This is a genomic window from Streptomyces sp. NPDC003284 (assembly GCF_053589675.1).
Genome location: NZ_JBSFSI010000023.1, coordinates 1 through 26636, shown reverse-complemented (window position 1 = coordinate 26636; position 26636 = coordinate 1). Strand labels below are relative to the sequence as shown.

General features: G+C 73.5%; 25 protein-coding genes. 11 read left to right on the top strand and 14 right to left on the bottom strand.

Annotated features, from left to right (window positions below):
- Positions 1-15 precede the first annotated feature (15 nt).
- The 4 genes from ACWDYF_RS32135 to ACWDYF_RS32120 form a co-directional block, all read right to left on the bottom strand.
- On the bottom strand, positions 16-1272 hold the full coding sequence (locus tag ACWDYF_RS32135; RefSeq protein WP_389472466.1) for a DUF4032 domain-containing protein: 1257 nt from the start codon (positions 1270-1272) through the stop codon (positions 16-18).
- A gap of 74 nt (positions 1273-1346) precedes the next feature.
- Positions 1347-2093, bottom strand: coding sequence for an MBL fold metallo-hydrolase (locus tag ACWDYF_RS32130; RefSeq protein WP_389472463.1), 747 nt, complete (start codon positions 2091-2093; stop codon positions 1347-1349).
- A gap of 168 nt (positions 2094-2261) precedes the next feature.
- Positions 2262-2771, bottom strand: a complete 510-nt coding sequence (locus tag ACWDYF_RS32125) for a hypothetical protein (RefSeq protein ID WP_389472461.1) — start codon at positions 2769-2771, stop codon at positions 2262-2264.
- Positions 2772-2773: 2 nt separating this feature from the next.
- Entirely contained in the window at positions 2774-3595 is an 822-nt protein-coding gene (locus ACWDYF_RS32120) for an amidase domain-containing protein (RefSeq protein ID WP_389472458.1), read from the bottom strand.
- A 212-nt stretch (positions 3596-3807) separates the two neighbouring features.
- Between ACWDYF_RS32120 and ACWDYF_RS32115 the strand changes: the two genes are divergently transcribed.
- The 5 genes from ACWDYF_RS32115 to ACWDYF_RS32095 all read left to right on the top strand — a co-directional run bounded on the left by ACWDYF_RS32115 (position 3808) and on the right by ACWDYF_RS32095 (position 10516).
- The gene (locus ACWDYF_RS32115; protein ID WP_389472456.1) at positions 3808-4455 is read left to right on the top strand and encodes a TetR/AcrR family transcriptional regulator; all 648 of its coding nucleotides are present in this window, start codon (positions 3808-3810) and stop codon (positions 4453-4455) included.
- 12 nt (positions 4456-4467) lie between these two features.
- Positions 4468-6141, top strand: coding sequence for an FAD-binding dehydrogenase (locus ACWDYF_RS32110; protein ID WP_389472453.1), 1674 nt, complete (start codon positions 4468-4470; stop codon positions 6139-6141).
- Positions 6142-6289: 148 nt separating this feature from the next.
- Positions 6290-7729 (top strand): M1 family metallopeptidase, encoded by a 1440-nt coding sequence (locus ACWDYF_RS32105; RefSeq protein ID WP_389472450.1) that lies wholly within the window; start codon positions 6290-6292, stop codon positions 7727-7729.
- A 130-nt stretch (positions 7730-7859) separates the two neighbouring features.
- The gene (locus ACWDYF_RS32100) at positions 7860-8555 is read left to right on the top strand and encodes a response regulator transcription factor (RefSeq protein WP_389472448.1); all 696 of its coding nucleotides are present in this window, start codon (positions 7860-7862) and stop codon (positions 8553-8555) included.
- The gene (locus ACWDYF_RS32095) at positions 8552-10516 is read left to right on the top strand and encodes a sensor histidine kinase (protein WP_389472445.1); all 1965 of its coding nucleotides are present in this window, start codon (positions 8552-8554) and stop codon (positions 10514-10516) included. The genes ACWDYF_RS32100 and ACWDYF_RS32095 overlap by 4 nt, the downstream gene beginning before the upstream one ends.
- Before the next feature lie 17 nt (positions 10517-10533).
- Here ACWDYF_RS32095 and ACWDYF_RS32090 read toward each other — a convergent pair whose 3' ends face one another.
- Entirely contained in the window at positions 10534-10788 is a 255-nt protein-coding gene (locus tag ACWDYF_RS32090) for a WhiB family transcriptional regulator (protein WP_381744642.1), read from the bottom strand.
- 257 nt (positions 10789-11045) lie between these two features.
- Between ACWDYF_RS32090 and ACWDYF_RS32085 the strand changes: the two genes are divergently transcribed.
- Positions 11046-12356 (top strand): MFS transporter, encoded by a 1311-nt coding sequence (locus ACWDYF_RS32085; RefSeq protein WP_381744643.1) that lies wholly within the window; start codon positions 11046-11048, stop codon positions 12354-12356.
- An 18-nt stretch (positions 12357-12374) separates the two neighbouring features.
- Here ACWDYF_RS32085 and ACWDYF_RS32080 read toward each other — a convergent pair whose 3' ends face one another.
- Positions 12375-12827 carry a cyclic nucleotide-binding domain-containing protein gene (locus ACWDYF_RS32080; protein WP_026252645.1) on the bottom strand — a complete coding sequence of 151 codons (453 nt, stop codon included), beginning with the start codon at positions 12825-12827 and terminating at the stop codon, positions 12375-12377.
- Positions 12828-13310: 483 nt separating this feature from the next.
- Between ACWDYF_RS32080 and ACWDYF_RS32075 the strand changes: the two genes are divergently transcribed.
- From ACWDYF_RS32075 to ACWDYF_RS32065, 3 genes are all read left to right on the top strand, one after another.
- Positions 13311-13748, top strand: a complete 438-nt coding sequence (locus ACWDYF_RS32075; RefSeq protein WP_018568547.1) for an ATP-binding protein — start codon at positions 13311-13313, stop codon at positions 13746-13748.
- Between the two features lie 255 nt (positions 13749-14003).
- Positions 14004-14867, top strand: a complete 864-nt coding sequence (locus tag ACWDYF_RS32070) for a SigB/SigF/SigG family RNA polymerase sigma factor (RefSeq protein WP_389472441.1) — start codon at positions 14004-14006, stop codon at positions 14865-14867.
- Between the two features lie 148 nt (positions 14868-15015).
- Positions 15016-15456, top strand: coding sequence for a hypothetical protein (locus ACWDYF_RS32065; protein ID WP_018568549.1), 441 nt, complete (start codon positions 15016-15018; stop codon positions 15454-15456).
- A gap of 16 nt (positions 15457-15472) precedes the next feature.
- Here ACWDYF_RS32065 and ACWDYF_RS32060 read toward each other — a convergent pair whose 3' ends face one another.
- From ACWDYF_RS32060 to ACWDYF_RS32050, 3 genes are all read right to left on the bottom strand, one after another.
- Entirely contained in the window at positions 15473-17728 is a 2256-nt protein-coding gene (locus ACWDYF_RS32060) for an FUSC family protein (RefSeq protein WP_037895265.1), read from the bottom strand.
- 138 nt (positions 17729-17866) lie between these two features.
- The gene (locus ACWDYF_RS32055; RefSeq protein ID WP_199785687.1) at positions 17867-19210 is read right to left on the bottom strand and encodes an NAD(P)/FAD-dependent oxidoreductase; all 1344 of its coding nucleotides are present in this window, start codon (positions 19208-19210) and stop codon (positions 17867-17869) included.
- A 258-nt stretch (positions 19211-19468) separates the two neighbouring features.
- Positions 19469-19849 carry an STAS domain-containing protein gene (locus ACWDYF_RS32050; protein ID WP_018568552.1) on the bottom strand — a complete coding sequence of 127 codons (381 nt, stop codon included), beginning with the start codon at positions 19847-19849 and terminating at the stop codon, positions 19469-19471.
- Between the two features lie 151 nt (positions 19850-20000).
- On the opposite strand from ACWDYF_RS32050, the gene ACWDYF_RS32045 reads away from it, so the two are divergent.
- The gene (locus tag ACWDYF_RS32045) at positions 20001-20372 is read left to right on the top strand and encodes a PRC-barrel domain containing protein (RefSeq protein ID WP_389472437.1); all 372 of its coding nucleotides are present in this window, start codon (positions 20001-20003) and stop codon (positions 20370-20372) included.
- 44 nt (positions 20373-20416) lie between these two features.
- Here the strand turns inward: ACWDYF_RS32045 and ACWDYF_RS32040 are convergent, their stop codons facing one another.
- The gene (locus ACWDYF_RS32040; protein WP_037895259.1) at positions 20417-20851 is read right to left on the bottom strand and encodes an ATP-binding protein; all 435 of its coding nucleotides are present in this window, start codon (positions 20849-20851) and stop codon (positions 20417-20419) included.
- 157 nt (positions 20852-21008) lie between these two features.
- Here ACWDYF_RS32040 and ACWDYF_RS32035 point away from each other — a divergent pair, with 157 nt between their 5' ends.
- Positions 21009-21242, top strand: coding sequence for a DUF6480 family protein (locus ACWDYF_RS32035; RefSeq protein WP_381744648.1), 234 nt, complete (start codon positions 21009-21011; stop codon positions 21240-21242).
- A gap of 18 nt (positions 21243-21260) precedes the next feature.
- Here the strand turns inward: ACWDYF_RS32035 and ACWDYF_RS32030 are convergent, their stop codons facing one another.
- From ACWDYF_RS32030 to ACWDYF_RS32015, 4 genes are all read right to left on the bottom strand, one after another.
- Positions 21261-22355, bottom strand: coding sequence for a glutamate--cysteine ligase 2 (locus tag ACWDYF_RS32030; protein WP_389472433.1), 1095 nt, complete (start codon positions 22353-22355; stop codon positions 21261-21263).
- Between the two features lie 117 nt (positions 22356-22472).
- Positions 22473-24695, bottom strand: coding sequence for a 1,4-alpha-glucan branching enzyme (glgB, locus tag ACWDYF_RS32025; RefSeq protein WP_389472430.1), 2223 nt, complete (start codon positions 24693-24695; stop codon positions 22473-22475).
- Positions 24696-24699: 4 nt separating this feature from the next.
- Positions 24700-26088: a maltokinase N-terminal cap-like domain-containing protein gene (locus ACWDYF_RS32020; RefSeq protein WP_381744651.1), complete on the bottom strand. Its 1389-nt coding sequence runs from the start codon at positions 26086-26088 to the stop codon at positions 24700-24702.
- A gap of 29 nt (positions 26089-26117) precedes the next feature.
- A partial coding sequence (locus ACWDYF_RS32015) for an alpha-glucosidase C-terminal domain-containing protein (RefSeq protein ID WP_451584317.1) occupies positions 26118-26636 on the bottom strand: 519 nt, incomplete at its 5' end.

The window sequence follows — 26636 nt, the reverse complement described above, 5'->3', positions numbered from 1 at the left end:
GAGCCCGGCGCCCCCTCAGGGAGCGGGCGCCGGGTCCTCCTCCGGCTCCGTCGGCTCCAGCGTGGCGCGCGCCTTGGGCAGCACATGGCGCACATAGTCCTCGACCACGGTGTCCAGGGCGATGTCGTGCTGCGCGCGCTCGGACAGGTACCAGCGGTGCTCCAGCAGCTCGTGGTAGATCTCGGCCGGGTCCATGGAGCCGCGCAGCTCGGGCGGCACCTCGCGCACGGTGGGCCGGAACACCTCGCGCACCCAGCGGTGGGCCAGCACCTCGGGGCGGGCGGAGAGGGGGTCGCCCGGGGCGTAGTCGTCCTGGGTGGCCATCCAGCTCTCCAGGTCGGTCAGCAGCCGCCGCGCCTGGTTCTCCTCGGTGTCCAGGCCGGTCAGCCGCAGCAACTGGCGCTGGTGGTGACCGGCGTCGACGACCTTGGGCACGAAGGTGACCGTGTCGCCGCCCGAGGAGTGCTCGATCTGCATCTCGGCGACGTCGAAGCCCATGTCGTTGAGCCGGCGTATCCGGCGCTCGATGTAGTGGTACTTGCCCGCCGGATAGACGGAGGTACGGGTCAGCTCCGCCCACAGCTTCTCGTAGCGCGCGCAGATCTCGGTGCCGAAGTCCACCGGGTCCACCGAGGGGTGCAGGGCGCCGGATGCCTCCAGGTCGAGCAGTTCGCCGCTGATGTTCACCCGGGCCAGGTCGAGGTCGTAGTCCCGCTGCCCGTCGCTCAGCCGCGGATGCAGCTCGCCGGTCTCCGCGTCGACGAGATAGGCGGCGTACGCGCCCGCGTCGCGCCGGAAGAGCGTGTTGGACAGCGAGCAGTCGCCCCAGGCGAACCCGGCCAGGTGCAGCCGCACCAGCAGCACCGCGAGGGCGTCCATCAGCCGGTGCATGGTGGCGGGCCGCAGGGTCGTCTCGAACATCGACCGGTACGGCATCGAGCCGCCCAGGTGCCGGGTGATCAGCACCGGTTCCAGCGGTGCGCCGGTGCGGTCGGTGCGCCCGGTGACCACGGCGAGCGGGTCGACGGCGGGGATGGCGAGCCGGTCCAGGTCGCGCAGCAGCTCGTACTCGCGCAGCGCCGGCCGCTCGGCCAGCTCCTTGACGGCGATCACCTCCTCGCCCGCGCGGGCGTAGCGCACGACGTGCCGGGAGATGCCGCGCGGCAGCGGCACGAGGTACTCCTCGGGCCACTCCTCCAGCGGCGTCTCCCAGGGCAGTGCGAGCAGGAGCGCGGGATGCTCCGGGTTGGTGGCGCTGATCTGCAAAGCCATGACGGAGACTCTAGGGCCTCTCGTCCGGCCTGCGCCGGGCGAGAGGCCCAGGTACGGCAGACACCGTCGCGGTACTAGAGCGCGTGGTCCCGTGCCCGGCGGGCGGCCGCCTTGACCGGGCCGCGGTGGACCGGGCCGTGGCCGGGGAGCAGGACGTCGGCGTCGAGGCTTTCGAGTATCTCCAGCGAGGCCAGTGCCTGGGCGCGCTCGTGGTGGAACATGTCGGGCAGCAGTTGCGGTCCGCTGATCCGTGAGGTGGGGTGGCCGCTGACCAGGGCGTCGCCGGAGACCAGCACGCCCGCCGCGGGCAGGTGGAACACCGTGTGGCCGCGGGTGTGCCCGGGGGTGTGCACGGGCACCGGGCGGCCCGGCAGGTCCAGCGCGCCCGCCGCCGGGAACGGCTCGGGTGCGGCCACGGGCAGGTGCGCGGTGCCGCCGGCCCGCAGCGAGTGCACCGCCCAGGGCAGCACCCCGGGCCGCCAGCCGTTGCGCAGCACCGTGCCGACGCTCACCTGGTGCAGGAACTCCCGCCGCGCGTGCGGCACTTCGGCCTCGTGTAGCTGGACGGGGGTGCCGTACGTCGTGCGCAGGTACTCGGCGGAACCGAGGTGGTCGTTGTGTGCGTGGGTGATCAGCACCGCCGCCACCGCCTGCGGCGAACTGCCCACCGCTGCCAGCGAGTCGAGCACCAGTTGCCGGTCGCCCGGGTAGCCGGTGTCGATGAGGGTGGCCGCGTCGCCCTCGGTGAGGATCACCCAGTTGGTGTTGGTGCCGTGCACCAGATAGGTGCCGTCGGCCACTTCCCGCACGTCCGCCCGCATCGGTCTCCCCAAGTCGTGGATGGCTGGTGCCGGGGGACAGCAAAGCAGACGCGGTCGCCGCCCCGGCGACCGGAGCCCCGGCCGGGCGGCGGGCGGGGTGCCGGAGCGCCCGTGTCCGGCGGCCTGTGGGCCGGGGACACGGGCGCTCCGCTCCGGGCGGCGGAGGGGTCAGGAGGCGGTGGAGCGGGAGTGTGTGCCGCCGGGGGCCGCCGGGGCCCAGCCGGGTGCCCGTGCCGCCTCGGCCGGGTCGCTCTCGTCGAGGGTGACGCCCCAGGTGTCGTCCTCGCCGACGCGCACCTCGACCTCCTTCTTCCGGCCGCCGGTGAAGTACAGCACCACGACCTGGCGGGTGGACCCCTCGTCGTAGAAGTCCGCCGTCACCTCGCCGCCCGCGGCCTCGCCGAACGCGTCGACCCAGTTGCGGGCCGTGGTGTCGGCGGCCGTGCCGCCGGTGACGGCCAGGCCGGCGAGCCCTTCCGGGTCACGGTCGGCCAGCCGCCACACCGTCCGCTGCACCGTCTCCAGGCTGCCCCGGGAGGGATAGCCCACGACGTGCAGCGGCTTGTGGCGGGAGTAGTCGCCCTGGTAGTCGTCCGTCCCGTCGGCGCCGCACGCGGTCACGGACAGGCCGGTGCCCATCAGCAGGGCCAGGGCCAGGCATTTCTTCGCACTGTGCATGATCAGCCGCGGGACCTCGGTCGAAGGATGATGACGCGCTCGATGTAGTTGCTGCTCTTGCGGTAGCGGGCGATGGCCGCCGCCAGGCTGGTGCGGCCCACTCCGCCGTGCTGGAGGAGCTGGACACCGTGCCGGTTGGCCGAGACCACGGCGACATGGTTGTACGCCCGCTCCTTCTTCCACTTGAAGAGCACGATGTCACCGGCGCGCGCGGTGTGCGCGTGCACGAACTGCGCCTTGCGGTAGTTGATCATGTGGCGGCGGAAGTTCTCCGCGCCGGACCAGGTGTAGCTCTTGTTCTTCACGGTGCCGAAGAAGTAGTACTGCTGCCACCAGGCGCGGTCGTGCTTGCGGCCGCCGGCCCGGGTCTTCATCTTCCCGCCGTGGTAAAGGGCCTTGGAGACGAAGTTCGTGCAGTCCTGGCCGTACTCCCACTTGGCGCCCAGGTTGCGCGAGGCCCAGTCGGCCGTGCCCGAACCGCTGACCTGGGCCGCGCGCAGCATCGCGCCCGCGGCCTGCGGGGCCTGGACGGGGAAGCCCTCGGCGTCCAGCTCGACGGGCTCCTCGGGGGTCTCCTCGACCGGGCCCTCGGGCTCACCGGCCACGTCGAGACGCCGGGCGGCGGCGAGCGCGGCGGGGACGTCGGCCGCGGGGCCCGGCGCGGCGGCCGGGCGGGACGGCGCGTCCGGGGCCGGCGTCAGGGGAGCGGCCGCGGCGGAGGTGCCGAGCAGAGCGAGGGAGAGGGCGAGGACCGCGGCGCGCGGCAGCGTGCCGGTGGTCCCGCGTGCTCGTCGGGCCGAACGGCCCGGCGGAGCTATGTTCATGAAAACGTCATTCCTTGGTCAAGGGAACGTGAAGGAAGATCAAAGATTAATCGGAAGCCGACGGTCCGTTGACGCGCTTATCGTCACTCGGCGCCCATTTCCGACTTCTCGTCACATGTGAGGCTCGCCACAGCGGATGGGCCCGCCCGCACCCCTGTGGATACATCGCCGTATCGGATACATTCATGTATCCACGAGGGGGTGGCAGAGCCATGACACAGGAGCCGCCGCGGGAGTCCGCGGCACCGCCCGGCCTGAGCAGGCGCCGGGCGCGCACCCGGGCCGATCTGCTCGGCGCCGCGTTCCGGGTCTTCGCGGCCAAGGGCTTCGGCCGGGTCTCGATCGAGGAGGTCTGCGAGGCCGCCGGGTACAGCAGGGGCGCCTTCTACTCCAACTTCACCACCCTGGACGAGCTGTTCTTCGCCCTCTACCGCGAGCGCGCCGAACTCATCGCCGACCAGGTCGCGGGGGCCCTCGCCCTCGACGGACCGGACCTGGACGTGCCCGCCGCCGTCGACCGGGTCACCGACGTCCTCCTGCTGGACGTGGACTGGCTGCTGGTCAAGACGGACTTCCTCGTGCACGCCGCCCGCGACGGCGCCGTGGCCGAAACCCTGCGTCGGCACCGGGCCCGGCTGCGCGGCGCGATCGCCGAACGGCTGGAGCGCGCGCACGGCCGCACCCCGCTGCCCGCGGTCCTCGGCGGCGCGGACGGCGCCGCCCGCGCGGTCGTCGCCGCCTACGACGGCGTCACCGTCCAACTCCTGCTGGACAAGGACGTCGAGGGCGCCCGCGCCTGGCTGCGGCACCTGCTCACCGCACTGCTCACCGACGGCGGCACCGCCGCACCGACGCACTGAGAAGGGACCCCCATGGACGCGGATGTCATCGTCGTCGGAGCTGGCCTCGCCGGCCTGGTCGCGGCGCACGAACTCACCAGCCGGGGCCGCAAGGTCGCCCTCGTCGACCAGGAGAACGCCGCCAACCTCGGCGGCCAGGCGTACTGGTCCTTCGGCGGGCTGTTCCTCGTGGACTCCCCGGAGCAGCGGCGCCTCGGCGTCAAGGACTCCTTCGACCTCGCCTGGAACGACTGGCAGGGCAGCGCCCGCTTCGACCGGCCCGACGACGAGGACAGCTGGGGCATGCGCTGGGCCCGCGCCTACGTCGAGTTCGCGGCCGGGGAGAAGCGCTCCTGGCTGGCCGGACACGGCATCACCCTGCTGCCCACGGTCGGCTGGGCCGAGCGCGGCGACCTGCGGGCCGACGGCCACGGCAACTCCGTACCGCGCTTCCACATCGCCTGGGGCACCGGCACCGGCGTGGTCGCCCCCTTCGCCGCGTACGCGCACCGGGCCGCCCAGGACGGGCTGCTCACCTTCCACCACCGGCACCGGGTGGACGAACTCGTCGTGGAGAACGGCGCGGCGCGCGGCGTGCGCGGCACCCTCCTCGCCCCCGACGACGCACCCCGGGGCGTCGCCTCCAGCCGCGAGGAGCGCGGCGCCTTCGAACTGACCGCCCAGGCCGTGATCGTCACCAGCGGCGGCATCGGCGCCGACCACGACATCGTCCGCCGCCACTGGCCCGAGCGCCTGGGCACCCCGCCCGCCCGCATGGTCACCGGTGTCCCGGCCTACGTCGACGGCCGGATGCTCGACATCAGCGCCGCCGCCGGTGCCCGGCTGGTCAACCGCGACCGGATGTGGCACTACACCGAGGGGATCCGCAACTGGGACCCGATCTGGCCGGGACACGGCATCCGCATCCTGCCCGGCCCCTCCTCGGTCTGGCTCGATGCCCTCGGCCGCCGGCTGCCCGACCCCTGCCTGCCCGGCTACGACACCCTGAGCACCCTGCGGCACCTGCGCACCACCGAGGACCTCGCCGTCCACGACCACTCCTGGTTCGTGCTCACCCGCAGGATCGTCGAGAAGGAGTTCGCCCTCTCGGGCTCCGAGCAGAACCCCGACATCACCGCCAAGGACCGCAAGGCGGTGCTGCGCGACCGGCTGCTCGGCAAGGGCGCGCCGGGACCGGTCCAGGACTTCCTGCGGCACGGCGCCGACTTCGTGGTCGCCGCCACCCTCGAAGAGCTCGTCGAGAAGATGAACAGGCTCACCGACCGGCCCCTGCTCGACGCCGCCGAGGTGCGCCGCCAGATCACCGCCCGCGACCTCCAGCTGGACAACCCGTACAGCAAGGACGCCCAGGTGCAGGGCATCCGCAACGCCCGCCGCTACATCGGCGACCGGCTCGGCCGGGTCGCCGCCCCGCACCGCATCCTCGACCCCGAGGCCGGCCCGCTGATCGGCGTCAAACTGCACGTCCTGACCCGCAAGACCCTCGGCGGCATCCAGACCGACCTCGACTCCCGCGCGCTCGGCACGGACGGCACACCCGTCGACGGCCTGTACGCGGCGGGCGAGGTGGCCGGGTTCGGCGGCGGCGGTGTGCACGGCTACAACGCCCTGGAGGGCACCTTCCTCGGCGGCTGCCTCTTCTCCGGCCGCGCGGCCGGCCGCGCCGCGGCCGCACAGACCGCCTGAACGGCCCGGCGGGCCCGCCCTCTTCGCCCGGTGGGGACGGGCGGGCCCGGCCCGCGGGCGACTTGACCCGCGGCAGGGCGAACCGGCGCCGTACCGGCTCTACCCTGAGGGCGTTTGATCATGCGCCGCCCATCCTCCGAGGAGAACCGTGACGCCCCCCAGGAAGCAGCCCGTCCCCCGCGCCGTGACCGCCACCGTCCCCGTCGCCGTCGCGGCCCTGCTGGCGGCCGCCGGACCCGCGGCCGCCGGACCCGTCACCCACGGCACCGCACCCGCCCGCCCCGCCGCGGCCGGGGCACCCGGCGCCGGCGACCCGTACTTCCCGCTCGCCGGCAACGGCGGCTACGACGTCTCCCACTACGACCTGACGCTGCGGTACGACCCGGCCGCCCGCCACCTCGACGCCACCGCCGTCCTCACCGCCCGCGCCACCGCCCGGCTGACCCGCTTCGACCTCGACCTCAAGGGCCTGAAGGTCACCGGGGTCAGCGTCGACCACGTCAAGGCGTCCTACCGGCGCGACGGCCAGGAACTCGTCGTCACCCCGCGCACCGCCCTGCGCCCCGGCCACCGCTTCCAGGTCGCCGTCACCTACAGCGGCACCCCCGGCCCGGTCACCGACCCCGACGGCTCCCCGGACGGCTGGATCCCCACCGACGACGGCGCCTTCGTCGCCGGTGAACCCCAGGGCGCCATGACCTGGTTCCCCGCGAACAACCACCCGCTGGACAAGGCGTCGTACGACTTCACCCTCACCGTCCCGCAGGGGCACACCGCCGTCGCCAACGGCGTCCTCCTGGGCAGCCGCACCGCCCACGGCCGCACCACCTACCGCTGGCGCCAGAGCGAACCCATGGCCGCCTATCTGGCCACCGCCACCATCGGGAAGTTCCGCGTCGAGCAGTTCACCACCCGCGGCGGGATCAGGGTCTACAACGCCGTCGACCCGCGCGAGGCGAAGGCCGCCGCGCCCGTGGTGAGGCAACTGCCCGCCGTCCTGGACTGGGAGAGCGGACTCTTCGGCCCCTACCCGTTCAGGGCCGCCGGAGCCATCGTCGACCACGCCCCGGACGTCGGCTACGCCCTGGAGACCCAGACCCGCCCCCTGTACGACTCCGCGCCCGACCTCTCCACCCTCGTCCACGAGAGCGCCCACCAGTGGTTCGGGGACTCCGTCTCGCTGACCCGCTGGCAGGACATCTGGCTCAACGAGGGCTTCGCCACCTACGCCGAGTGGCTCTACACCGAGCAGCACGGCGGCGACAGCGCCCAGCAGGAGTTCGACGCGCTGTACGCGCGCCCGGCCACCGACCGGCTGTGGGCCTTCCCGCCCGGCGACCCGGGCAGCGGCGAGAACATCTTCGACACGCCCGTCTACGCCCGCGGCGCCATGACCCTGCACGAACTGCGCCGGGCCGTCGGCGACCGGGCCTTCTTCCGGATCCTGCGCGCCTGGGCGACGGACCACCGCGGCGGGCACGGCACCACGGCCCAGTTCACCGCGCTCGCCGAGCGGATCTCCGGCAAGGACCTGGGCACGCTCATGCGCACCTGGCTGGAGACCGCGGGGAAGCCGGCCGCCCCCTGACGGCGGCGGGTCCGAGGACGCCGGACGGCCGGACCTGACGGGTTCCTCACATGTGTCGGCCATGGTCGACACATGATCACCCGCCACCGCCGTGCCGTCCCCGGCCCGCCGACCGCTTAGGATCCGCCAGGTGTGCGCACATGTGCTGGTCGCCGAGGACGACGAGATGCAGGCCGAACTCATCCGCCGGTCCCTGCTGCTGGAGGGCCACACCGCGACCGTGGTCCACGACGGCCGGGCCGCCCTGGAGGCGGCCCGGCTGCACCGGCCCGACCTGGTCGTCCTGGACCTCATGCTGCCGGTGCTCGACGGCTTCGGGGTCTGCCGGGAACTGCGCCGGGACGACGACGTCCCGGTGCTGATGCTCACCGCCCGCAACACCGAGGACGACGTGCTGCTCGGCCTGGAACTGGGCGCGGACGACTACATGACCAAGCCGTACAGCCCCCGCGAGCTGATGGCGCGGATACGAACCGTGCTGCGCCGCAGCGGGCGGGCCGCCGAGCGGCGCGAGGACCCCGTGCTGCGCGCCGCCGGGCTCGCCGTCGACCCGGTGCGGCACGAGGTGCGGTGCGAGGGGCGGCCGGTGGTGTGCACCCCGGCCGAGTTCGAGATCCTGCTCGCCATGGTCGGCGAACCCGACCGGGTCTTCACCCGGCACCAACTGCTGCGCCACACCCGCGGCCTGGACCGCGCCTCCACCGAACGGGCCATAGACGTGCACATCATGAACCTGCGCAAGAAGCTGGAGGCCGATCCGCGCCGCCCGGTACGGCTGCTGACCGTCTTCGGTGTCGGCTACAAGCTGAACAGCGCGGCGGCGTGAGGAAGAAGGCCGGGCCGGGCGGCGGCATACCGCTGCGCAAACGGCTGCTGGTGCGGCTGCTGGTCGCCTCCGTCCTGATCGCCGGCTGCTCGGTGGCGGCGACCGCCTGGCTGGCGGTGCAGACCACCACCAGCGCCCTGCGGCAGGAGCAGGGCCAGGACCTCGCCGACGACGTCGCCATCCTGGCCCGGCTGAGCGGCTACGCGGCCACCCACCGCGACTGGAGCGGCGTCGCGGCCACCGTCCGCGGGCTCGCCGCGCAGACCGGCCGCCGGGTCGCCCTCACCACCGCCGACCGCACCCTGGTCGCCGACTCCGCGCCGCCCGGCAGCCCGCTGCCGCCCAGCCCCGCCGCCACCGTCGACCCCCTGCACACCGACACCTACACCCAGCGCGGCGCCCAGCTCAGCGGGATCGACCCGCGGGCGGTCGGCCCCTACGCGCTGCCGGCCGGTGAACGCCGGCAGCTCGACCAGGTGGCGGTCAAGCGCCGGAGCTGCTTCGCGGCCAACGGCGTGCCCACCACGGTCCGGTACACCCCGGGCGGACGCCCCTACCTGGTCTCCGACGACGGGACCCGCGGTGTCGCCGAGGTGCCGGAGGAGTGCGCCGACGGCGCCCTCAACACCCCCACGGCCACCGAGCGCAGGGCCCTGGACGACGTGACCCGGCGGGCCCGCGCCTGCGTCGGGCGGGCCGGCCTGGACCCGGACCTCGGCGCCCTGGAGTTCGATCCCGGGCCCGTCGGCCGCTACCTCGTCCCGAGGACCGCCGTCCGCTACTTCTACAAGGGCGCCCTGGGAGCGGGCGGCGATGCCACCGCGAAGGAGCGGCGGGAGGGCTGGCAGAAGGCCCAGCAGAAGGCGCAGCAGTGCGCCGACGACGCCTACCGGGACCAGCTCGACCCCTATGTCGCCCCCGCCGCCCAGCTCTTCCTGGGCGGCGGGGACCGGGCCGCCACCCGCTTCGTCATGTCGCCCGCCAACAAGGCGAAGATCATCGGTGCCGCCGGTCTGGTGCTGGCCGTCACGGTCGCCGTCACCGCCGTGGTCGCCGGCCGGCTCGTGCGCCCGCTGCGCGCCCTGACCGAGGCCGCCCGCCAGCCCCCGGACCAGCATGTACGGGTGCCCGTCACCACCCGGGACGAGACCGGGCTGCTCGCCCAGGCGTTCAACGCGCTGACCGAACGCCGCGAACGCCTGGAGGCCCAGCGCAAGGCGATGGTCAGCGACATCGCGCACGAACTGCGCAGCCCGCTCACCAACATCCGCGGCTGGCTGGAGGTGGCCCGCGACGGCCTCGTCGACCCCGACCCCGCCCTGCTGTCCTCCCTGCACGACGAGGCGCTGGTGCTCCAGCGGGTCATCGACGACCTCCAGGACCTGGCCGCCGCCGACGCCGGTACCCTGCGCCTGCACCGGGAGCCGCTCGTCGCTCGCGACCTGCTCGACCAGGTCGCGGCGGCCCACCGGGTCGCCGTCCGTGCCGCCGGGGTCACGCTGCGCACCGACCGCGCGGACGGCGCCTGCCTGGACGCCGACCCGGTCCGCATGCGGCAGGTGCTCGGCAACCTGGTCTCCAACGCGGTGCGCCACACGCCTGCGGACGGCACCGTCGCACTGGCCGCGCACCGCGAGGGCGGCACGGTGGTCCTCACGGTGGCCGACACCGGCACCGGCATCGCACCGGACGACCTGCCGCACGTCTTCGACCGGTTCTGGCGGGCGGAGAAGTCCCGCAGCCGCCGCACCGGCGGCAGCGGTCTCGGCCTGGCCATCGTCCGTCAGCTGGTCGAGGCCCACGGCGGGACCGCGGCCGCGGCCAGCGAACCGGGCGCGGGCAGCGTCTTCACCCTCCGGCTGCCCGCGGCCCCCGACGAGACGGAGCCCGGGGCGCGGGACGGCGTACGCACCGGGGAGGCCGGGGACCCGTGGTCCGCGGCCTCCCCGGCGGGGGAGTAGTCGTACCGGCCGGGCGGTCAGCCCTGTCGGCGGCGGGCCACGGCACGGCGCCGCCGCAGGGCGCGCCGCTCGTCCTCGCTCGTCCCGCCCCACACACCGATGGTCTGTTCCGTGTCCAGCGCCCAGCGCAGACACTCCTCACGGACGGGACAGCGCCGGCACACCGCCTTGGCCTGCTCGGTCTGCACCAGTGCCGGACCGGTGGTGCCGATCGGGAAGAACAGGTCGGGGTCCTCGTGGCGGCACGCGGAGTGTTCTCGCCAGTTCTCCATGAAGAAAAGTCACCTGCGATCGAAAGTAGTCCGTGTCTCGGGCCGTATGTGCTCGCCGTCGGGTCACCCGCCGCCGCCGCGTCAAACGGCGCCCCGCCCGGCACCCGCCGGACCTTCGCACGATCCGCACATGGCCGGATCGGCCCGCCGGGGCCGTGTCCGCGGCCCCGGCCGTACCGCGGACGGGTGCGAACGGCACGGCCTGTGCTGCGATAGTGAACCCGGACAGAAAGATGTAACGAGCAACCAGGAACCCCGTGGACACCAGCGAGAGCACCGACAGCAGCAGCCCGGCCCACGCCGACGGCACCCCCGGCCCGGCCGGGCAGGCCCGGCGGGGCTGGCGCCGCTGGGCCATGGACACCCGTCCGCTGCGCATCCCCGCCTACCGCAGGCTGTGGTCCTCCACCATCGTCACCGCGGTCGGCAGCCAGCTCACGGCGGTCGCCGTGCCCAAGCAGATCTACGACATCACCGGTTCCTCGGCCTGGGTCGGCTACGCGAGCCTGGCCGGTCTGGTGCCGATGGTGGTCTTCGCGCTGTGGGGCGGCGCCGTCGCCGACACCGTGGACCGCCGCAAACTGCTGCTGGTGACCAACTGCGGGATCGCCGTCACCTCGCTGCTGTTCTGGGCGCAGGCCCTGACCGGGCTCGACTCGGTGGCCGTGCTGATGGTGCTGCTCGCCGCGCAGCAGGCGTTCTTCGGGCTGAACTCCCCGGCGCGCAACGCCTCCATCGCCCGGCTGGTCCCCGAGGAGGAGCTGCCCGCCGCCAACGCGCTGAGCTCCACGGTCATGCAGACCGGCCTGGTCGCCGGACCGCTGCTGGCCGGTGCGCTGATACCCGTGATCGGGCTGCCCGAGCTGTATCTGATCGACGCGGTGGCGCTGTGCGCCACGGTGTGGGCGGTGTGGCGGCTGCCGGCGCTGCCGCCCCTGTCGGCCCCGGCCCAGCGCCGCGCCGGGGTACGGGAGATAGCCGCCGGTTTCCGCTACATCTCCGGGCACAAGGTGCTGCTGCTGTCCTTCCTCGCGGACATCATCGCCATGGTCTTCGGCATGCCCCGCGCCCTGTTCCCGCAGCTCGCCGCCGAGACCTACGCCCCCTACGGCGAGGGCCTCGCGCTGGGCCTGCTGTTCGCGGCCATTCCGCTGGGCGCGGTGGCCGGGGGCCTGTTCTCCGGCACCTTCTCCCGGGCGCGCCGCCACGGCTGGATGGTCATCGGCGCGGTCACCGCCTGGGGCCTGGCCGTCGCCGGGGTGGGGGTGAGCCGCAATCTCTGGGTCGCGGTGGTGTTCCTGGCCGTGGCGGGCGTCGCCGACATGGTGTCCATGGTCTTCCGCGGCGCGATCCTGCTGTCCGCCGCCACCGACGAGATGCGCGGCCGGATGCAGGGCGTCTTCACGGTCGTGGTGGCGGGCGGACCGCGCCTGGCCGACGTGCTGCACGGCACGGCCGGTTCGCTCTTCGGGCCGCGCGCGGCCGTCGCCGGGGGCGGGCTCCTGGTCGTCGTCCTGATGCTGGCCCTGGCGGCGGCCGTACCGGCGCTGCGCCGCTACCGGATCTGAGGCGCGCGGCGCGCCGCGCTACAGGCCCCGCCGGGGGATCGTGTACTGCTCCAGCAGTTTGCCCCGGGTCAGTTCCAGACGGTGGGCGAGGATCTCCGCGACGGTGCGCACCAGGGACAGGCCGAGCAGCGGGTCCTCCACGGACAGGGCCAGCACCGCCGAGGCGTCGAACTCGTAGGCCCGCACCCGGCTGAAGGCCTCGGCGCCGAAGTCCCACTCGTACGGCGGGAAGAGCCAGGACCAGCCCAGCAGGTCGCCCGCGCCGAGGCTGGCCACGGTGACCCGGCGGGTGGGGGTGACCTGCTGGTCGAGGTGGACGGCGCCGGACCTGATCACCCAGAAGCGGTCGGCGGTGCCACCCGGCTCGAAGATCCGGGTGTCCTCCGGGAAGGAGACCTCCCGCGCGACTTCCATGAGGCGTTCGCGCTGCTTGTGGGGGAGCGCGGTGAGGAGTTTTATCGCTTTGGTCATGGCCCCTGGCCCTTCGCCGTGGTGTCCGGATCGGCGCGTGTGCCTGGGTCCTGTCGCCGCCTCCGCGTGCGTGCTCCCGGTGTGCCGTGACCCGGCCCGCGTACCGGAGGTACCCGGGTCCGGGGCCGGTGCGGCGGGCGGGGAGGTGACGACAGGGCCTCAGCCCATTGTCGGCGGCTGCGCGCGCAACGGGCACCTCGGCGGACGAGGACATGAAAAAGCCCTGGCTGGACGGGGGAGACCAGCCAGGGCCGTATGCGGCGATGTACGGGGGACTTCAGCCGGGTCGACCCCGTCACCGCTTATGGATGAACCTTAAACCACCGCGGACCGTGCTCCCGCGCCCGAAGCGGGTCGAGTGACCGGTTTCACTCGGTTTCACCCGGCGTACGCCGTCCCGCACGGATGTTTGACCGGGCACACAGCGGCTAGCCGGATCAGAGAGGCCGTGAGCCTCCGCCGTCAGCCACAGGGAGCGAGGAGATGTGCGAGAAGCACCGGACCACCCCCGTCGCGGAGCCCGCCTCCGCCCCGGACCACCTCGGACCGTGCCGCCCGGCCGACGCCCGGCGGGAAGTGGCGCACGTGATCACCGAATGCTGCCGGGCCGGCCATCCGCCGTGCGACGCGCACGCCGTGTCCGACGCCCAGCTCGTCGCCTCCGAACTGACGACCAACGCCATCCTGCACGGCGGCGGGGTGACCGACTTCCATGTCGATGTCGTCGGACCCGACGTGCGCGTCTGCGTCAGCGACCGCAGTGACCGGCTCCCGGTGTCCCGCACCCCGCTGGACCGGCAGGGCCGCTACCGCAGCGGCGGGCGCGGCTGGCCCATCGTGTGCAGGCTGGCCCGGGACGTCCAGGTGTCCGACCTGCCCTCGGGCGGCAAGTGCATCAGCGCCATGGTCTCCCTGACCTGACCTGACCTGAGCTGACCTGACCCGCCCGGACGGGCCGGTCCGGGCTGCGCCGCGGCGGTGCGGACCGCCCGCCGCGAAGAATCCGGGAGAAGCGGAGTTTGTTCCTCCCGCCCCCGGGCAGACGGAACCCCGTGCTTCGGACCGGAGGCGCGCCAGCGGGAGCGGCATGGCTGCTCCGAGGCCCTCCAGGTCGGCTCGGCAGTTCCCCGCCTCCCGCGGTACATCCCTGAAACCACCGTTCAGGAGCGAATCCGCATGCTCATCGACACATCGGCAAGCCGTTCCCGCACTCTTGAGGAACAGGCCGCTCCCGCCCGGCGGCCGCACGACGACGCACCCGAGACCGAGGCCCTCTTCCGGCGCCTGACCGCGCTGCCGGACGGGCCCGAACGCGACGCGGTGCGCGACGAGCTCGCCACCGCGTGGCTCCCCATGGCACACCGCATCGCGGGCCGCTTCCGCGACCGCGGCGAATCCATCGAGGACCTCCGCCAGGTGGCGGCACTGGGGCTGGTCAAGGCCATCGACCGCTTCGACCCGGACCGCGGGGCCTTCGAGAGCTACGCCGTCCCCACCATCACCGGCGAGGTGAAGCGGCACTTCCGGGACCGCATGTGGGCGCTGCGCGTGCCCCGCCGGGTCCAGGAACTGCGCAACAAGGTGCGCGTGGCGCGCCGTGAACTCACCCAGCACCCCGGCAGCCCCGAGCCCACCCTCGCCGCCGTCGCCGCCCACACCGGGCTCACGGAGGAGGAGGTCAGCACCGGCATGGAGGCGCTGGAGAGCTTCAGCACGCTGTCCCTGGACGCCGAGATGTCCTCCGGCGCCGACGGCTACAGCCTCGCCGACACCCTCGGCGCCGCCGACTCCTCCTACGACGTCGTCGTCGACCGGGAGTCGGCCAAGGAGGGACTGCGCCGCCTTCCCGAGCGCGAACGCGCCATTCTCTATATGCGCTTCTTCGAGGACATGACACAGAGCCGGATCGCCGACCGCCTCGGCATATCGCAGATGCACGTCTCCCGGCTGATCAGCCGCAGCTGCGCCCGCGTCCGCGACGAGGTGCTCACCGAGCGGACCGGCCGCCGCCCCGCCAGGCCCCGGCCCGAGGCGTACTGACCGGCCGGCCCCGCCCGGCGCACCCCCGCCACCGCCCGGCGCACCCCCGCGCCCGGAGGTGGCGCGAGTGCGCCCGGCGCGCCTGCGCGGGCACCGGCCGATCGCAGGTGCCGGGTCTGAGAGACGCCGGGCGGGGAACACGGAGCAAATGAGCGAAGACGAGTTTCCGCCCGACGACCGGGCCGTGGAGGTGTACCTCGACCTCCTGCGGATCCGGATGCCAGAGGACGACTACGAACTCCTGCTCACCGTGGTGGACCCGGTGCTGCGCGCCATCCACGAACAGGGGGAGCAGGGCGTGCCCACCGCGGACTTCCCGCTGGACGGGCCGCAGACGCAGGGCCTGCCCCAGCAGATACGCGACGAGGCGGCCCTGGTCATCGCCACCGCGGTCACCGGTCGGCTGGACAACGAGCTGGTCGTCCTGGAGATCGAGGAGACCGGCCCGGTCCGGGTGGTGACCGACGCGACCACCGCCGCCGACCCGGCCCGCCTCACGGAGATCGCCGACTACATCCGCGACCGGCACCGCGAGACCGAGGAACTGCGCGGCATCGCCGCCGCCAGCGACCTGCCCACGGACTTCTGACCCGCCCGGACCCGCCTCACCGCTTGGGCGTCGGCACCCGGACGCCCAGCGGACGGGCCAGGCCCACCACTCCCTCGTCCAGCCGTTGCAGATGCCGCAGCACCCGGTCGGTGATCCGGCCGTAGCGGGGCGTGCCCGGCGTGCCGCCCGACTCCAGCAGCGACGCGATGCTCGGACCCGTCTCGATCTCGGGGGCGTCCGGCTCGTCGGCCACGTGCGCGGTGAGCGCCGCGATGTTGTGCGTGATCCGGCGGCACGCCTGCCGCAGCCGCGGATCGGCGGCTATCGACGGATGCGTCGGCAGCAGTTCGGCCGTCGCGGCCAGCGACCGCGCGTGGTACGCGCATGTCTCCAGCAGCGCCAGCAGGTACTGCGCGGTGTCGCGCCGGGCCCGCAGGGGCGTGATCGGGTGCGTGAGCGGCTGCACCGCGCCGCGCAGATCGCTCAGCGCCTGGTCGAGATCGCGCGCCTGGTCCAGCAGATCCGCCTGCGGACCGCCGCTGAGCTGGTCCACGGCGGTGCCCGTGACGTCGTAGAGCCGCTCCAGCACCGTGCCCAGCAGTTCGTCGGTCCGGCGGTCGGTGCGCACCGGCAGCACCACGGCCGCCGCGATGATCCCGCAGGCGGCGCCCAGCGCCGTCTCCTCGATGCGCAGCACCAGCACCGACAGGCTGTAGGTGTGCAGCAGCGTGTAGAGCAGCCCCAGCGCGGCCGTGACGAAGAACGACATCAGCGTGTACGACAGCGGCGCCGTGTAGAACATCGCGAACACCAGCAGCAGCACCAGCGCCAGGGCCGGCCAGGTGTGCGGTCCGACCAGCCCGGCCAGCACGATGCCCGCCACCACGCCGAGCACGGTGCCCAGCAGCCTGCGGTAGCCCTTGACCAGGATCTCGCCCGTGGACGAGGTGTTGATGAAGACGATCCAGCAGGTCAGCACCGCCCAGTACCAGCGCTGGCTGGAGAGGAACTCACCGCCCACGATGGCCAGCGCGGACCCCAGCGCCACCTGCACCGCGGCCCGGGTGGTGGGCCGGCGCAGCCCGGTCGCGGGCTCCTCCAGCTCCTGTTCGCCCGCCTCGGCGCCTTCGATGGCGGCGTCCTCGGCGTCCAGCTCCTCCCGGGAGCGGGTGGTGGCCGGGGAGTCGTCGGACTCGTCCTGCGGCCCGCCGAGCGCCACCCGCAGCCCCAGCACCGCGCGGGCGGCCTCCCCGATACCGCGGAAGACGTCCTGCACCGCCGCCGAGGCGGCCGGCAGGTTCTCCTCGTCGCGGTAGCCGAGCAGCCGGTTGCGCACATGCGTCATGGCGGTGCCGCCGCCCTCGCCGACCGGCCGCAGCACCAGCATGCGCAGCGCCCGCAGATCCCGGCGCAGTGTGTCGGTGGCCTCCTCCCGCACCGGCTCGCGGCCGCCCGAGGGGACGGGCGCGCCGGGCAGATGGAGGGTGAGCGTGTCGGTCCGCTCGCTGCTGCGGGCGGTCAGCAGCAGCAGCCCCAGCCGCTCGGCGGAGATCTCGGCGCCCGCGATGCGCCGCTGCACCAGCCGGGCCACGGACTCGTCGGAGGTGCCCTGCTCCAGACGGCCCTGGATCATCAGGGCCGTCTCGTGCAGCCGGGCGGTACCCTCGCGCACCGCCTCCAGGGCCTTGTCGGCGTCCTCGGGCCCGGCGTCCAGCAGCTCCAGCTGGGCCGAGACCAACTGGGCCAGCCGCACCCGGAACGCCTCGCGCAGCCGCAGCAGGACGCCCGCCGGAGTCTCGTAGACGATCACGAAGCGCACCAGCGCGCTGGCCGCGAACGCGATCGTGACGACACCGAACAGCGCGGGCAGCGTGTGCCCGGTGGCGCCGACGAACAGCGACATGAAGTAGATCTGGAAGCCGATCAGGCCCAGCGCGTTGCCCCGGTCGCCGAAGCGGCGGCTGTAGACCGCGCAGAAGATCAGGACGACGAAGAAGAGGTCACCGGCGATCACCCGTGAGTTCAGCAGGGCGCCCAGGGTGACCGAGGCCAGCGCCACGGGCAGCCCCAGCGCCAGGGTCAGCGCCTGCTGGGAGCGCTGCTTCTCCCGGATGGCGAAGGTGGCCGCCATCGAGGCGATCGCCCCGGCCACCAGATGCGGGACCGGCACCCGCAGCGCGGTCAGCACCGCCAGGGTCAGCGCTATCGATCCCGCCGTCCGCGACCCCGCGGCCAGCCTCAGCAGCCCGGGATCGGACGCCGTGACGCGATCCCAGAGCCGTGTCCCGAGCGACCCCTCCGCTGCACTCACGCCGCCGTACTCTCTCCCGATCCCCGTGGACCTTGCCGTGGATCTTCGTGATGATCCGTTTCTCCAGCATCGCACGCCACGGCCGGACCGCCCGGAGCGGCCCGGCCGTGCGCGGCGCCGATGTCCGCCCGCGCGGCGTCACAGCGCCCGCGGACGCGCCTTCTCGACGTACTCCTGCACCTGCTGCGCCGTCATGTACGCGTCGGTGTACTCGAAGTCCTTCAGCTTGGCCGGCTTGCGGGCCTGGAAGCCGGTACGGACGAAGTCGTCGCCCGCGACCGCGTTGAGCAGCCAGTTCGTCGCGACCCTGACCTTGGCGACATTGGTGCGCAGCGCCCCCAGGTGGTAGCCGCGGGCCACCGCCTGGGCGGGCACCCCGTGCAGTTCGACGCCCAGCGGCTTGGCGACCGCGTCCGCCCCGCCCAGGTCCACGACGAGACCCAGGTCCTTGTGCTCGTAGCGGCGCATCGGCCCGCCGCGCAGGGCCGCGACGACGTTCTCCGCGACCCGCCTGCCCTGGCGCATCGCGTGCTGCGCGGTCGGCGGGCAGACCGCGCCGTCGCCCTTGGCGAGGTCGGGCACGGCCGCGGCGTCACCGAGCGCGAACACCCCGTCGTACCCGGGCAGGCACATCTCGTCGGTCACCGCGAGCCGCCCGCGGACCGTGTCCGCGCCCAGGGTGGCGATGAGCGGGCTGGCGACCACGCCCGCCGTCCAGATCAGGGTGTGGGTGGGCACCACCCGCCCGTCGGTGAAGGTGACCTCCTCCGGACCGGCCTTGGCGATGGACACCCCGAGCGAGATCTCGATGCCCCGCCTGCGCAGGTCCTCCTGGGCGGCACGGCCCAGCTTGTCGCCCAGCTCGGGCATCAGCCGGGGCGCGATGTCGATCAGATGCCACTTGATCAGCGCCGGGTCCAGCCGCGGGTAGCGCTTGACGGCGGCGTGCGTCAGCCGCTGGAGGCAGGCCGCGGTCTCGGTCCCGGCGTACCCGCCGCCGACGACCACGAACTGGAGCCGCGCGGCCCGCTCGGCCGCGTCGTCGCTGGCGTCGGCCAGGTCGAGCTGGGTGATGACATGGTCCCGGACGTACGCGGCCTCGGCGAGCGTCTTCATGCCGAACGCGTGATCGGTCAGGCCCGGGATGTCGAAGGTGCGGGTGATGCTGCCGGGGGCCAGCACGATGTAGTCGTAGGACTCGTCGACGATCCGGTCGGTGATGGTGCGGATGACGCAGACCTTGGCCTTCAGATCCACGCCGACGGCGCCGCCCGGGATGATCCGGGTGCGGTACTTCTTGCTGCGGCGCAGGGAGACGGCGATCGACTGCGGCGTCAGCACGCCGGAGGCGACCTGGGGCAGCAGCGGCAGATACAGCTGGTAGGCGAACGGCGTCACCAGGGTGACGTCGGCCTCGCCGGGGGAGAGGGTGCGTTCCAGACGGCGGACGCACTCCACTCCGGCGAAACCTGCGCCGACCACCAGGATCCTGGGTCGTGTCACGGTGTCTCTTCCCTTCTGCGGCTCCGGCGGCGTGCCGCGGCGTCGAGCGCTTGCCCCCGGATCGCTGCTTTCGCACCTCGTCGCTCCCGCCGTGCCGCCGGGCCTCCTCCCGCCGGCCGGGCACGGCGCCCGCACACACGTGTCGATCACCACCATGCCCGCACCGGGCCGTCCGCGCACCAGTAACGACAGCACCGGCCGCACCGGACGCCCCGGCGGGGCCCGCCCCCGCGGGTCTCAGGCCGACCGTTCCACCGGTGCGTCGACCAGCGCCAGCGCCTCCTCGGCGGTCCGCGAGACCGGCACCGTGAGACTCACTCCGGTGAGGTCGAAGATCCGCTGGACGGCCGGTGCGGGCGCGATGACGTGCACGCTGCCCGGCAGCCGCCGGACCTCCTGGTAGACGCGCAGGACGATGTTCATGCCGGAGGAGTCCATGAAGGGCACCCCGCTCAGGTCGAGCAGGAAGTGCCGGCGGCCGTGGTGGAGCTGGTTGGCCAGATGGGCCTGGAGCTCGGTCGCGGTGTCGACGTCCAGGTACCCCTCGACCGTGAGCAGGGCGACGTCCTCCCGGACGAGGGTGACCTCGACGGTCAGCGGGTTCTGGGCATGGGACACGGGTACCTCCATCGAAGGGCGACTGCGCACCCGCGCCTACCCCCGAACCGGGCGGCCATACGTGCCGGTCCCGGACCCGGGTCGTCGAATGCCGCCGTCGGCGCAGGGTAGTTGCTGCTGTGGAAGCACCGAGCGAAAGGGGCAGGGCAGCGTGACCATCGAGGGAATCTGGGCGTACCCGGCGGAGGCCGGCCGCACCGGCGAGACGGACCTGACCGGATTCACCGTCGTCGCCGCCGACGGCACCGTGGGCCATGTGGACCGGGAGGCGGAGCACTTCGGGATGCGGCACCTGGTCGTGGACACCGGGGTGTGGGTGTTCGGCCGCAGCGCGCTGGTCCCCGCGGGCGTGGTGAGCCGCGTCGACCCGGCCGGGCGCAGGGTCGAAGTGGCCTGCTCCCGGGCGGAGATCAAGGACGCGCCGCGGTTCCGCACCGACAGCGAGACCCTCGACCGGGACTATCTGACCCGGGTGGGGGAGTACTACCACGGCCTGCCGCCACGGGAGCCCGACCCCGCCTGAGGATCCCCAACGGGCCCGGGGCGGATCCGGGCCGGGACGACCGTTCACCAGGGCAGGAAGACGTGGACGTCCTTGCCCTGGCCGGTCACCACGACACTGACCTGGTCGCTCAGCGTGTGGATCAGATGCCAGCCGATCCCGCCGCCGCCCCGGCTCGGATGGAACGGGCGCGGCGCCGGCGGCGTGGTGCTGGTGTCGCTCAGCGTCACATGCACCCCGTCGAAGGTCCGCCGCAGACAGAGCACGAACGGCCCCGGCGCGTACTGCACGGCGTTCGCGGCCAGTTCGGTGACCACCAGCAGGATGTCGTCCCAGTGCTCGGGGGCCGCGGGCAGGGCCCGGCGCGCCAGATCGTCCAGGAACTCCTCCGCGGCGAGGCGCGCACCCGTCACATGGTGCAGCTCGCCCGCGAAGCGGGCGGTTCGGCTCGGTATCCCCTCGGTGGCCAGTGTGTCGTCCCCATGCGGCTCGGTTGGCATCTCGCCTTCCCTGCCCGGCGTGCGCAGGGCGTCGTCGTACGGTCCTTCCCTTCGTCCTCCTGTCTAGTTCCCGTGGGTGCCGGGGCTACGCGTGGGCATCCCGTGGCGCCCGTCTCAGCCGCGCGTCCGGGCGGGCGGAAGTGGGGACCCGGAGGTCATGAGCTACGTCAATCCAGATCCCGACCCGGACCGGACGACCGGGCTCGAACCGGGCGGCGGAGTGCCGCCCGGCGAGACACCGCCCGCCGAGAGCAGCATGCCCGAGGCCGGGCCGCGGGAGCCGGGGGCCACCTCCCGGGGCTGGGCGGCGACCCCGCTCACCCTGATCCTGCTGCTCGTCCTGCTGATCGCGGTGGGCCTGCTGGGCTACGCCCTGGTCCTGATCCGCTGAGCGTCCCGCGCGGCCGTCTCACTCCTGGGTGAGGCGCACGCACGCGGCGACGACCTTCCGCAGGCTCCCCGTGCGCTCCAGCAGCTCACGCTGTGTCCGCGCGCCGTTGCCCTGCGCGAACAGCGTGTCCAGCCCCTCCCGCGCCGCGTCCAGGTCACCGGCGTCGGCGAGCGCGTCGGCGACATGGCCGAGCAGATCCCGCAGCACCGCCCCGGCGGGCAGCCGCCGCATGGTCAGCGGATGCAGCAGCTCCTGCCGGGGCCCGGTCCGCGCCGCCTGCCAGGCGGCCAGCCGCAGCAGGCTCACCCCGTGGTCCGGCGGTGCGCCGCCCGCCCGCCACTCCCGGGCGGCGGTCTCCACCAGCGCGCGGGCGAGCGTGGCGACGAGCCGGGCCGTGCCCGCGCGCAGGCACACGTCCGCGACCCGGATCTCCACCGTGGGATACCGCTCGGAGAGCCGCGCGTCGAAGTAGGCCATCTTCTCGTCGAGGATCACCCCGGTGGCCACCATGTCCGCGACCAGCCGGTGGTAGCGCTCCGCCGACCCGAACAGCTCGGTCGGACCCGCCGAGGGCCAGCGGTCCCAGACCCGGCTGCGGTAGCTGTCGTAGCAGGAGTCGTCCCCCTGCCAGAAGGGCGAGTTGCCGCTGATCGCCAGCAGCGCGGGCAGCCACGGGCGGACGCGGTCCAGGACGGCGACGCCCTCCTCGTCCGAATGCACCGCCACATGCACGTGCATGCCGCAGACCAGCTGGTCCCGGGTGGCGATGCCGTACTGGTCGGCCAGCCACCGGTAGCGGCGGTTCATGGTGATGGTCGGGCTGACCGGCAGCGGCGAGGTGGCGAGCGCGGCCACCGCGCAGCCGATCTCCCCGGCGTGCCGGGCCGCCTCCTGGCGGCAGCGCACGATCTCCGCGCCGAGCGCCGCCATGTCCGTCTGCGGATGCGTGGCGAACTCCAGCATCTGCCCGAACAGCTCTTTCTCGAACACGTCCTGGTCCGTGTCCGCGCCGTCCGCCTCGACCCGGGCGAGCACCGCGCCGGACAGCGCCCGCGGCTCGCCGCTGTCCGGGTCGACCAGGAGGAGTTCCTCCTCCACTCCCACCGTCCGCACCTCGCGCCGCCCTTCTCTCGCGGCGACACCGGCGGGGCGCCGGGTCGTACGTTTCCCGGTGCCCTCGGACGGCGGCCGGACACCCCGCGGCACCGCCGGGGTGTCCGGCCGGACGGCTCAGCCGGGGTGCGGCGCCAGCCAGAGCGTGGCCAGCGGCGGCAGGGTGAGACGGACGTGTCCGTCCTCGGTCCCGGCCGGCTCCGGTGCGGTGACGCCGCTGCCGCCGTAGCGCGCCGCGTCCGTGTTCAGCACCTCCGACCAGGCGGTGACGTCACCGCCCACGTGCAGGCGGTACCCCTCGCGGACCACGGGCGAGAAGTTCGACACCGCCAGCAGCGGAGTGCCCGCCGCGTCCAGGCGCAGGAACGCGAAGACGTTGTCGTCGGCGGCGTCCACGGCGACCCAGCGGAACCCCTCGGGGCGGGTGTCGCACTGCCACAGCGCCGGGGTGTCCCGGTACACCGTGTTGAGGTCCCGCACCAGGTCCCGCACCCCGCGGTGGTCGCCCGCCGAGCAGTTGCCCTCCTCCAGCAGCCACCACTCGGGCCCGTGCTCCTCGGAGAACTCCCCGCCCTGCGCGAACTCCTGCCCCATGAAGAGCAGTTGCTTGCCGGGGTGGGCCCACATGAAGCCGAGGTACGCCCGGTGGTCCGCGCGGCGCCGCCACCAGTCGCCCGGCATCTTCGACACCAGGGCCCGCTTGCCGTGCACCACCTCGTCGTGCGAGATGGGCAGCACGTAGTTCTCGCTGTAGGCGTACACCATCGAGAACGTCATCTCGTGGTGGTGGTACTTGCGGTGCACCGGCTCCTTGCTCATGTACTGGAGCGAGTCGTGCATCCAGCCCATGTTCCACTTCAGCCCGAACCCGAGCCCGCCGCGGTCGGTCGGCGCGGTCACCCCGCCCCAGGCGGTGGACTCCTCGGCGATGGTCACCACACCCGGCGCCCGCCGGTACACGGTGGCGTTCATCTCCTGGAGGAACGCCATCGCGTCCAGGTCCTCGCGCCCGCCGTACTGGTTGGGCGTCCACTGCCCGGAGTCGCGCGAGTAGTCGAGGTAGAGCATCGAGGCGACCGCGTCCACCCGCAGCCCGTCGATGTGGAACTCCTCGCACCAGTAGACGGCGTTCGCCACCAGGAAGTTGCGCACCTCGGTACGGGCGAAGTCGAACTCGTAGGTGCCCCAGTCCGGGTGCTCGGCGCGCTGCGCGTTCCCCGGCTCGTACAGCGGGTCCCCGTCGAAGCGGGCCAGCGCCCAGTCGTCCTTCGGGAAGTGCGCCGGCACCCAGTCCATGATCACGCCGATCCCGGCCCGGTGGCAGGCGTCGACCAAGTACCGGAAGTCGTCCGGTGAGCCCAGCCGTGAGGTCGGCGCGTAGTACGACGTCACCTGGTAGCCCCAGGAGCCGCCGAAGGGGTGCTCGGCGACCGGCATCAGCTCCACATGGGTGAAGCCCAGGTCCTTGACGTACGCGGGCAGTACCTCGGCCAGCTCGCGGTAGGTCAGGCCCTTGCGCCAGGACGGCAGGTGCACCTCGTACACCGACAGCGGCGCCTCGTGCACGGGCGTGTCCCCGCGGTGCGCCATCCACCGCGCGTCGCCCCACTCGTGATGCGCGGCCGTCACGACCGAGGCGGTGTCCGGCGGCACCTCGGTGCGCCGCGCCATCGGGTCGGCCTTCAGGAACCGGCCGCCGTACTGCGAGGTGATCTCGAACTTGTACCGCGCGCCCTCGCCGACGCCCGGCAGGAACAGCTCCCACACACCCGCCGCGCCCAGCGAGCGCATCGGGAACGCGGTGCCGTCCCAGTACGTGAAGTCCCCGGCGACCCGCACCCCGCGGGCGTTGGGCGCCCACACCGTGAACCGGGTGCCCTCGACGCCCTGGTGGGTCATCGGCTCGGCGCCGAGCGCCCGCCACAGCTGCTCGTGCCGCCCCTCCCGGATCAGATGCAGGTCCAGCTCGCCGAGCGCGGGCACGAAGCGGTACGGGTCGTGGACCTCGTGCTCCCCCTGCTCGTACTCGACGAGCAGTGTGTACTCGGGGATCCGGGCGCTCGGCAGGACGGCCGAGAACAGCCCGTCCCCCTCGGAGGAGAGCGGGACGCGCTCTCCCGCGGTCAGTACGCTCACCGCGCGGGCGAACGGGCGCAGCGCCCGGACGGCGGTCCCGCCCGGTACCGGATGCGCGCCGAGCAGCGCGTGCGGATCGTGGTGCGCCCCGGACAGCAGGCGCTCACGCTCGCCCGGGTCCAGGGGCGGCGCCGCCGCGGTCCGTTCCGCCGGGGGCGGGACGGGACCGGACGGCTCGGGCAGTGACGTGTCGCGCAGTGCCACCGGTTCAGCCTCCTCTCACGGCGAGACGTTCGATCGCCGCCATCGGTACCGCGAGCCAGTCGGGACGGTGCCGGGCCTCGTACAGCACTTCGTACACGGCACGGTCCGTCTCGTAGGCCCGCAGCAGGGCGTGTTTCTTACGGGGGTCCCAGCCGGCCCGGGAGGCGTAACCGGCGCAGTACGCCTCCCGGCAGCGGCGCGCCCACTCCGGGCGCCAGGGGCGGCGCTGGCGGGCGGCGTAGTCGAAGGAGCGCAGCATGCCCGCCACGTCCCGCACCGGGGACTCGGGGACACGGCGCTCGGCGAGCGGACGGGACGGCTCGCCCTCGAAGTCGATCACGAACCATTCGCGTCCGGCCCGCAGCACCTGGCCCAGATGCAGGTCGCCGTGCACCCGCTGGGCGGGCGGGCCCGCGTCGCAACTGGCCAGCGCGGCGAACGCGGTGCGCAGCCGGGCGGCGTACGGCCGCAGCGCGGGCACGCTGTGCGCCGCCGCGTCCAGCCGCTCGGTCATCGCCACCGCCGTGCGGGCGACCTCCCGGTGGCCGCCGGTCGGGAAGGCGTCGGCCAGCGCCAGGTGCACCTCGGCCGTGGCCTGCCCCAACTGGTGCGCCTGGGGGGTGAAGTCGTCGCCGGCGGCCAGCGCCCGCAGGGCCAGGGTCCAGCCGTCGGACGCGTCGGGCAGGAACGGCTGGAGCACCCCGAGCGTGGCGTCCTCCGGCTGGTTGGTGCGCAGCCAGGCCACGGGCGCGGGCACCCGGCCGCACCCCTGCCGGGCCAGCGCCCACGGCACCTCCAGGTCCGGGTTGACCCCGGCCTGGATCCGGCGGAAGACCTTCAGGATGAACTCGTCGCCGTACACGATGGAGGAGTTGGACTGCTCCGCGTCCAGCAGCCGGGGAGCGAGGCCGCCCGGGATGAGCGCGGACGGATCGGCCTCGAAGCGCAGAGGGCCCGCGCTGCCCGGGTGGCGCAGCCGCTCCAGGAGCAGTTGCGCGGAGCGCGGGTCGCACAGGGCGTCGTAGACCGCGAGTCCGGCCAGCGGCCCCTGCGCGGGCCGGCCGATGAAGGCGCGGTGCAGCCGCGGGGACAGCTCCCGCCGTACGCCGAGCAGCAGTTGGTAGCAGTCGGCGGGCGGCGGCGCGGTGATGCCGGCCGGGGCGGGGACGCCTCCGCTCCCGGCGCCGACGCCCGCGTGTTCGGCGTGGACCAGCAGATGCAGACATCCCGGGAACAGCTCCGTCATCGACAGCAGCCTGAGGTCGGTGACGGGCCGGTCCTTGCCCGCGAACCAGCGCTGGCCGGGCAGCCATTCGCGCAGCAGCGACCCGAGCGAGGCCATGGGGTCGGCGACGCCCGCGCTGCTCGGCTGGAGGGATGCGGTCTTCGTCATGGTCACGCCTCCTTTCGTCTCGGCCACGGTCAGACTCGTCGGCCGATCCGGGATGCGGCTCTGCTGAGCCGGAACCAGTAGAAGCCGTGTCCCGCCAGGGTCAGCAGATAGGGGAGTTCACCGATGGCGGGGAAGCGGACCCCGCCGATCAGTTCCACCGGGTGCCGTCCGTCGTAGGCGCTGAGATCCAGTTCGGTGGGCTGGGCGAAGCGGGAGAAGTTGTGCACGCACAGGACCAGATCGTCCCCTCCCTCCCCGTTCGGGGGGGCTTCGCGGAGGAAGGCGAGGACGGCGGGGTTGGAGGAGGTGAGTTCGGTGTAGGTGCCGAGTCCGAAGGCGGGGTTCTGTTTGCGGATCTCGATCATGCGGCGGGTCCAGTGCAGCAGCGAGGAGGGGGAGGACATGGAGGCCTCGACGTTGGTGACCTGGTAGCCGTAGACGGGGTCCATGATGGTGGGGAGGTAGAGGCGGCCGGGGTCGCTGGAGGAGAAGCCGGCGTTGCGGTCGGGGGTCCACTGCATGGGGGTGCGTACGGCGTCGCGGTCGCC

Bases quoted from the DNA above. Each gene is read 5' to 3' on its own strand.
- ACWDYF_RS32020 (WP_381744651.1), bottom strand. From the start codon at position 26,088: ATGACGAAGACCGCATCCCTCCAGCCGAGCAGCGCGGGCGTCGCCGAC.
- ACWDYF_RS32075 (WP_018568547.1), top strand. From the start codon at position 13,311: ATGTGCGAGAAGCACCGGACCACCCCCGTCGCGGAGCCCGCCTCCGCC.
- ACWDYF_RS32120 (WP_389472458.1), bottom strand. From the start codon at position 3,595: ATGAACATAGCTCCGCCGGGCCGTTCGGCCCGACGAGCACGCGGGACC.
- ACWDYF_RS32110 (WP_389472453.1), top strand. From the start codon at position 4,468: ATGGACGCGGATGTCATCGTCGTCGGAGCTGGCCTCGCCGGCCTGGTC.
- ACWDYF_RS32035 (WP_381744648.1), top strand. From the start codon at position 21,009: ATGAGCTACGTCAATCCAGATCCCGACCCGGACCGGACGACCGGGCTC.
- ACWDYF_RS32065 (WP_018568549.1), top strand. From the start codon at position 15,016: ATGAGCGAAGACGAGTTTCCGCCCGACGACCGGGCCGTGGAGGTGTAC.
- ACWDYF_RS32040 (WP_037895259.1), bottom strand. From the start codon at position 20,851: ATGCCAACCGAGCCGCATGGGGACGACACACTGGCCACCGAGGGGATA.
- ACWDYF_RS32115 (WP_389472456.1), top strand. From the start codon at position 3,808: ATGACACAGGAGCCGCCGCGGGAGTCCGCGGCACCGCCCGGCCTGAGC.
- ACWDYF_RS32090 (WP_381744642.1), bottom strand. From the start codon at position 10,788: ATGGAGAACTGGCGAGAACACTCCGCGTGCCGCCACGAGGACCCCGAC.
- ACWDYF_RS32125 (WP_389472461.1), bottom strand. From the start codon at position 2,771: ATGCACAGTGCGAAGAAATGCCTGGCCCTGGCCCTGCTGATGGGCACC.
- ACWDYF_RS32080 (WP_026252645.1), bottom strand. From the start codon at position 12,827: ATGACCAAAGCGATAAAACTCCTCACCGCGCTCCCCCACAAGCAGCGC.
- ACWDYF_RS32130 (WP_389472463.1), bottom strand. From the start codon at position 2,093: ATGCGGGCGGACGTGCGGGAAGTGGCCGACGGCACCTATCTGGTGCAC.
- ACWDYF_RS32135 (WP_389472466.1), bottom strand. From the start codon at position 1,272: ATGGCTTTGCAGATCAGCGCCACCAACCCGGAGCATCCCGCGCTCCTG.
- ACWDYF_RS32070 (WP_389472441.1), top strand. From the start codon at position 14,004: ATGCTCATCGACACATCGGCAAGCCGTTCCCGCACTCTTGAGGAACAG.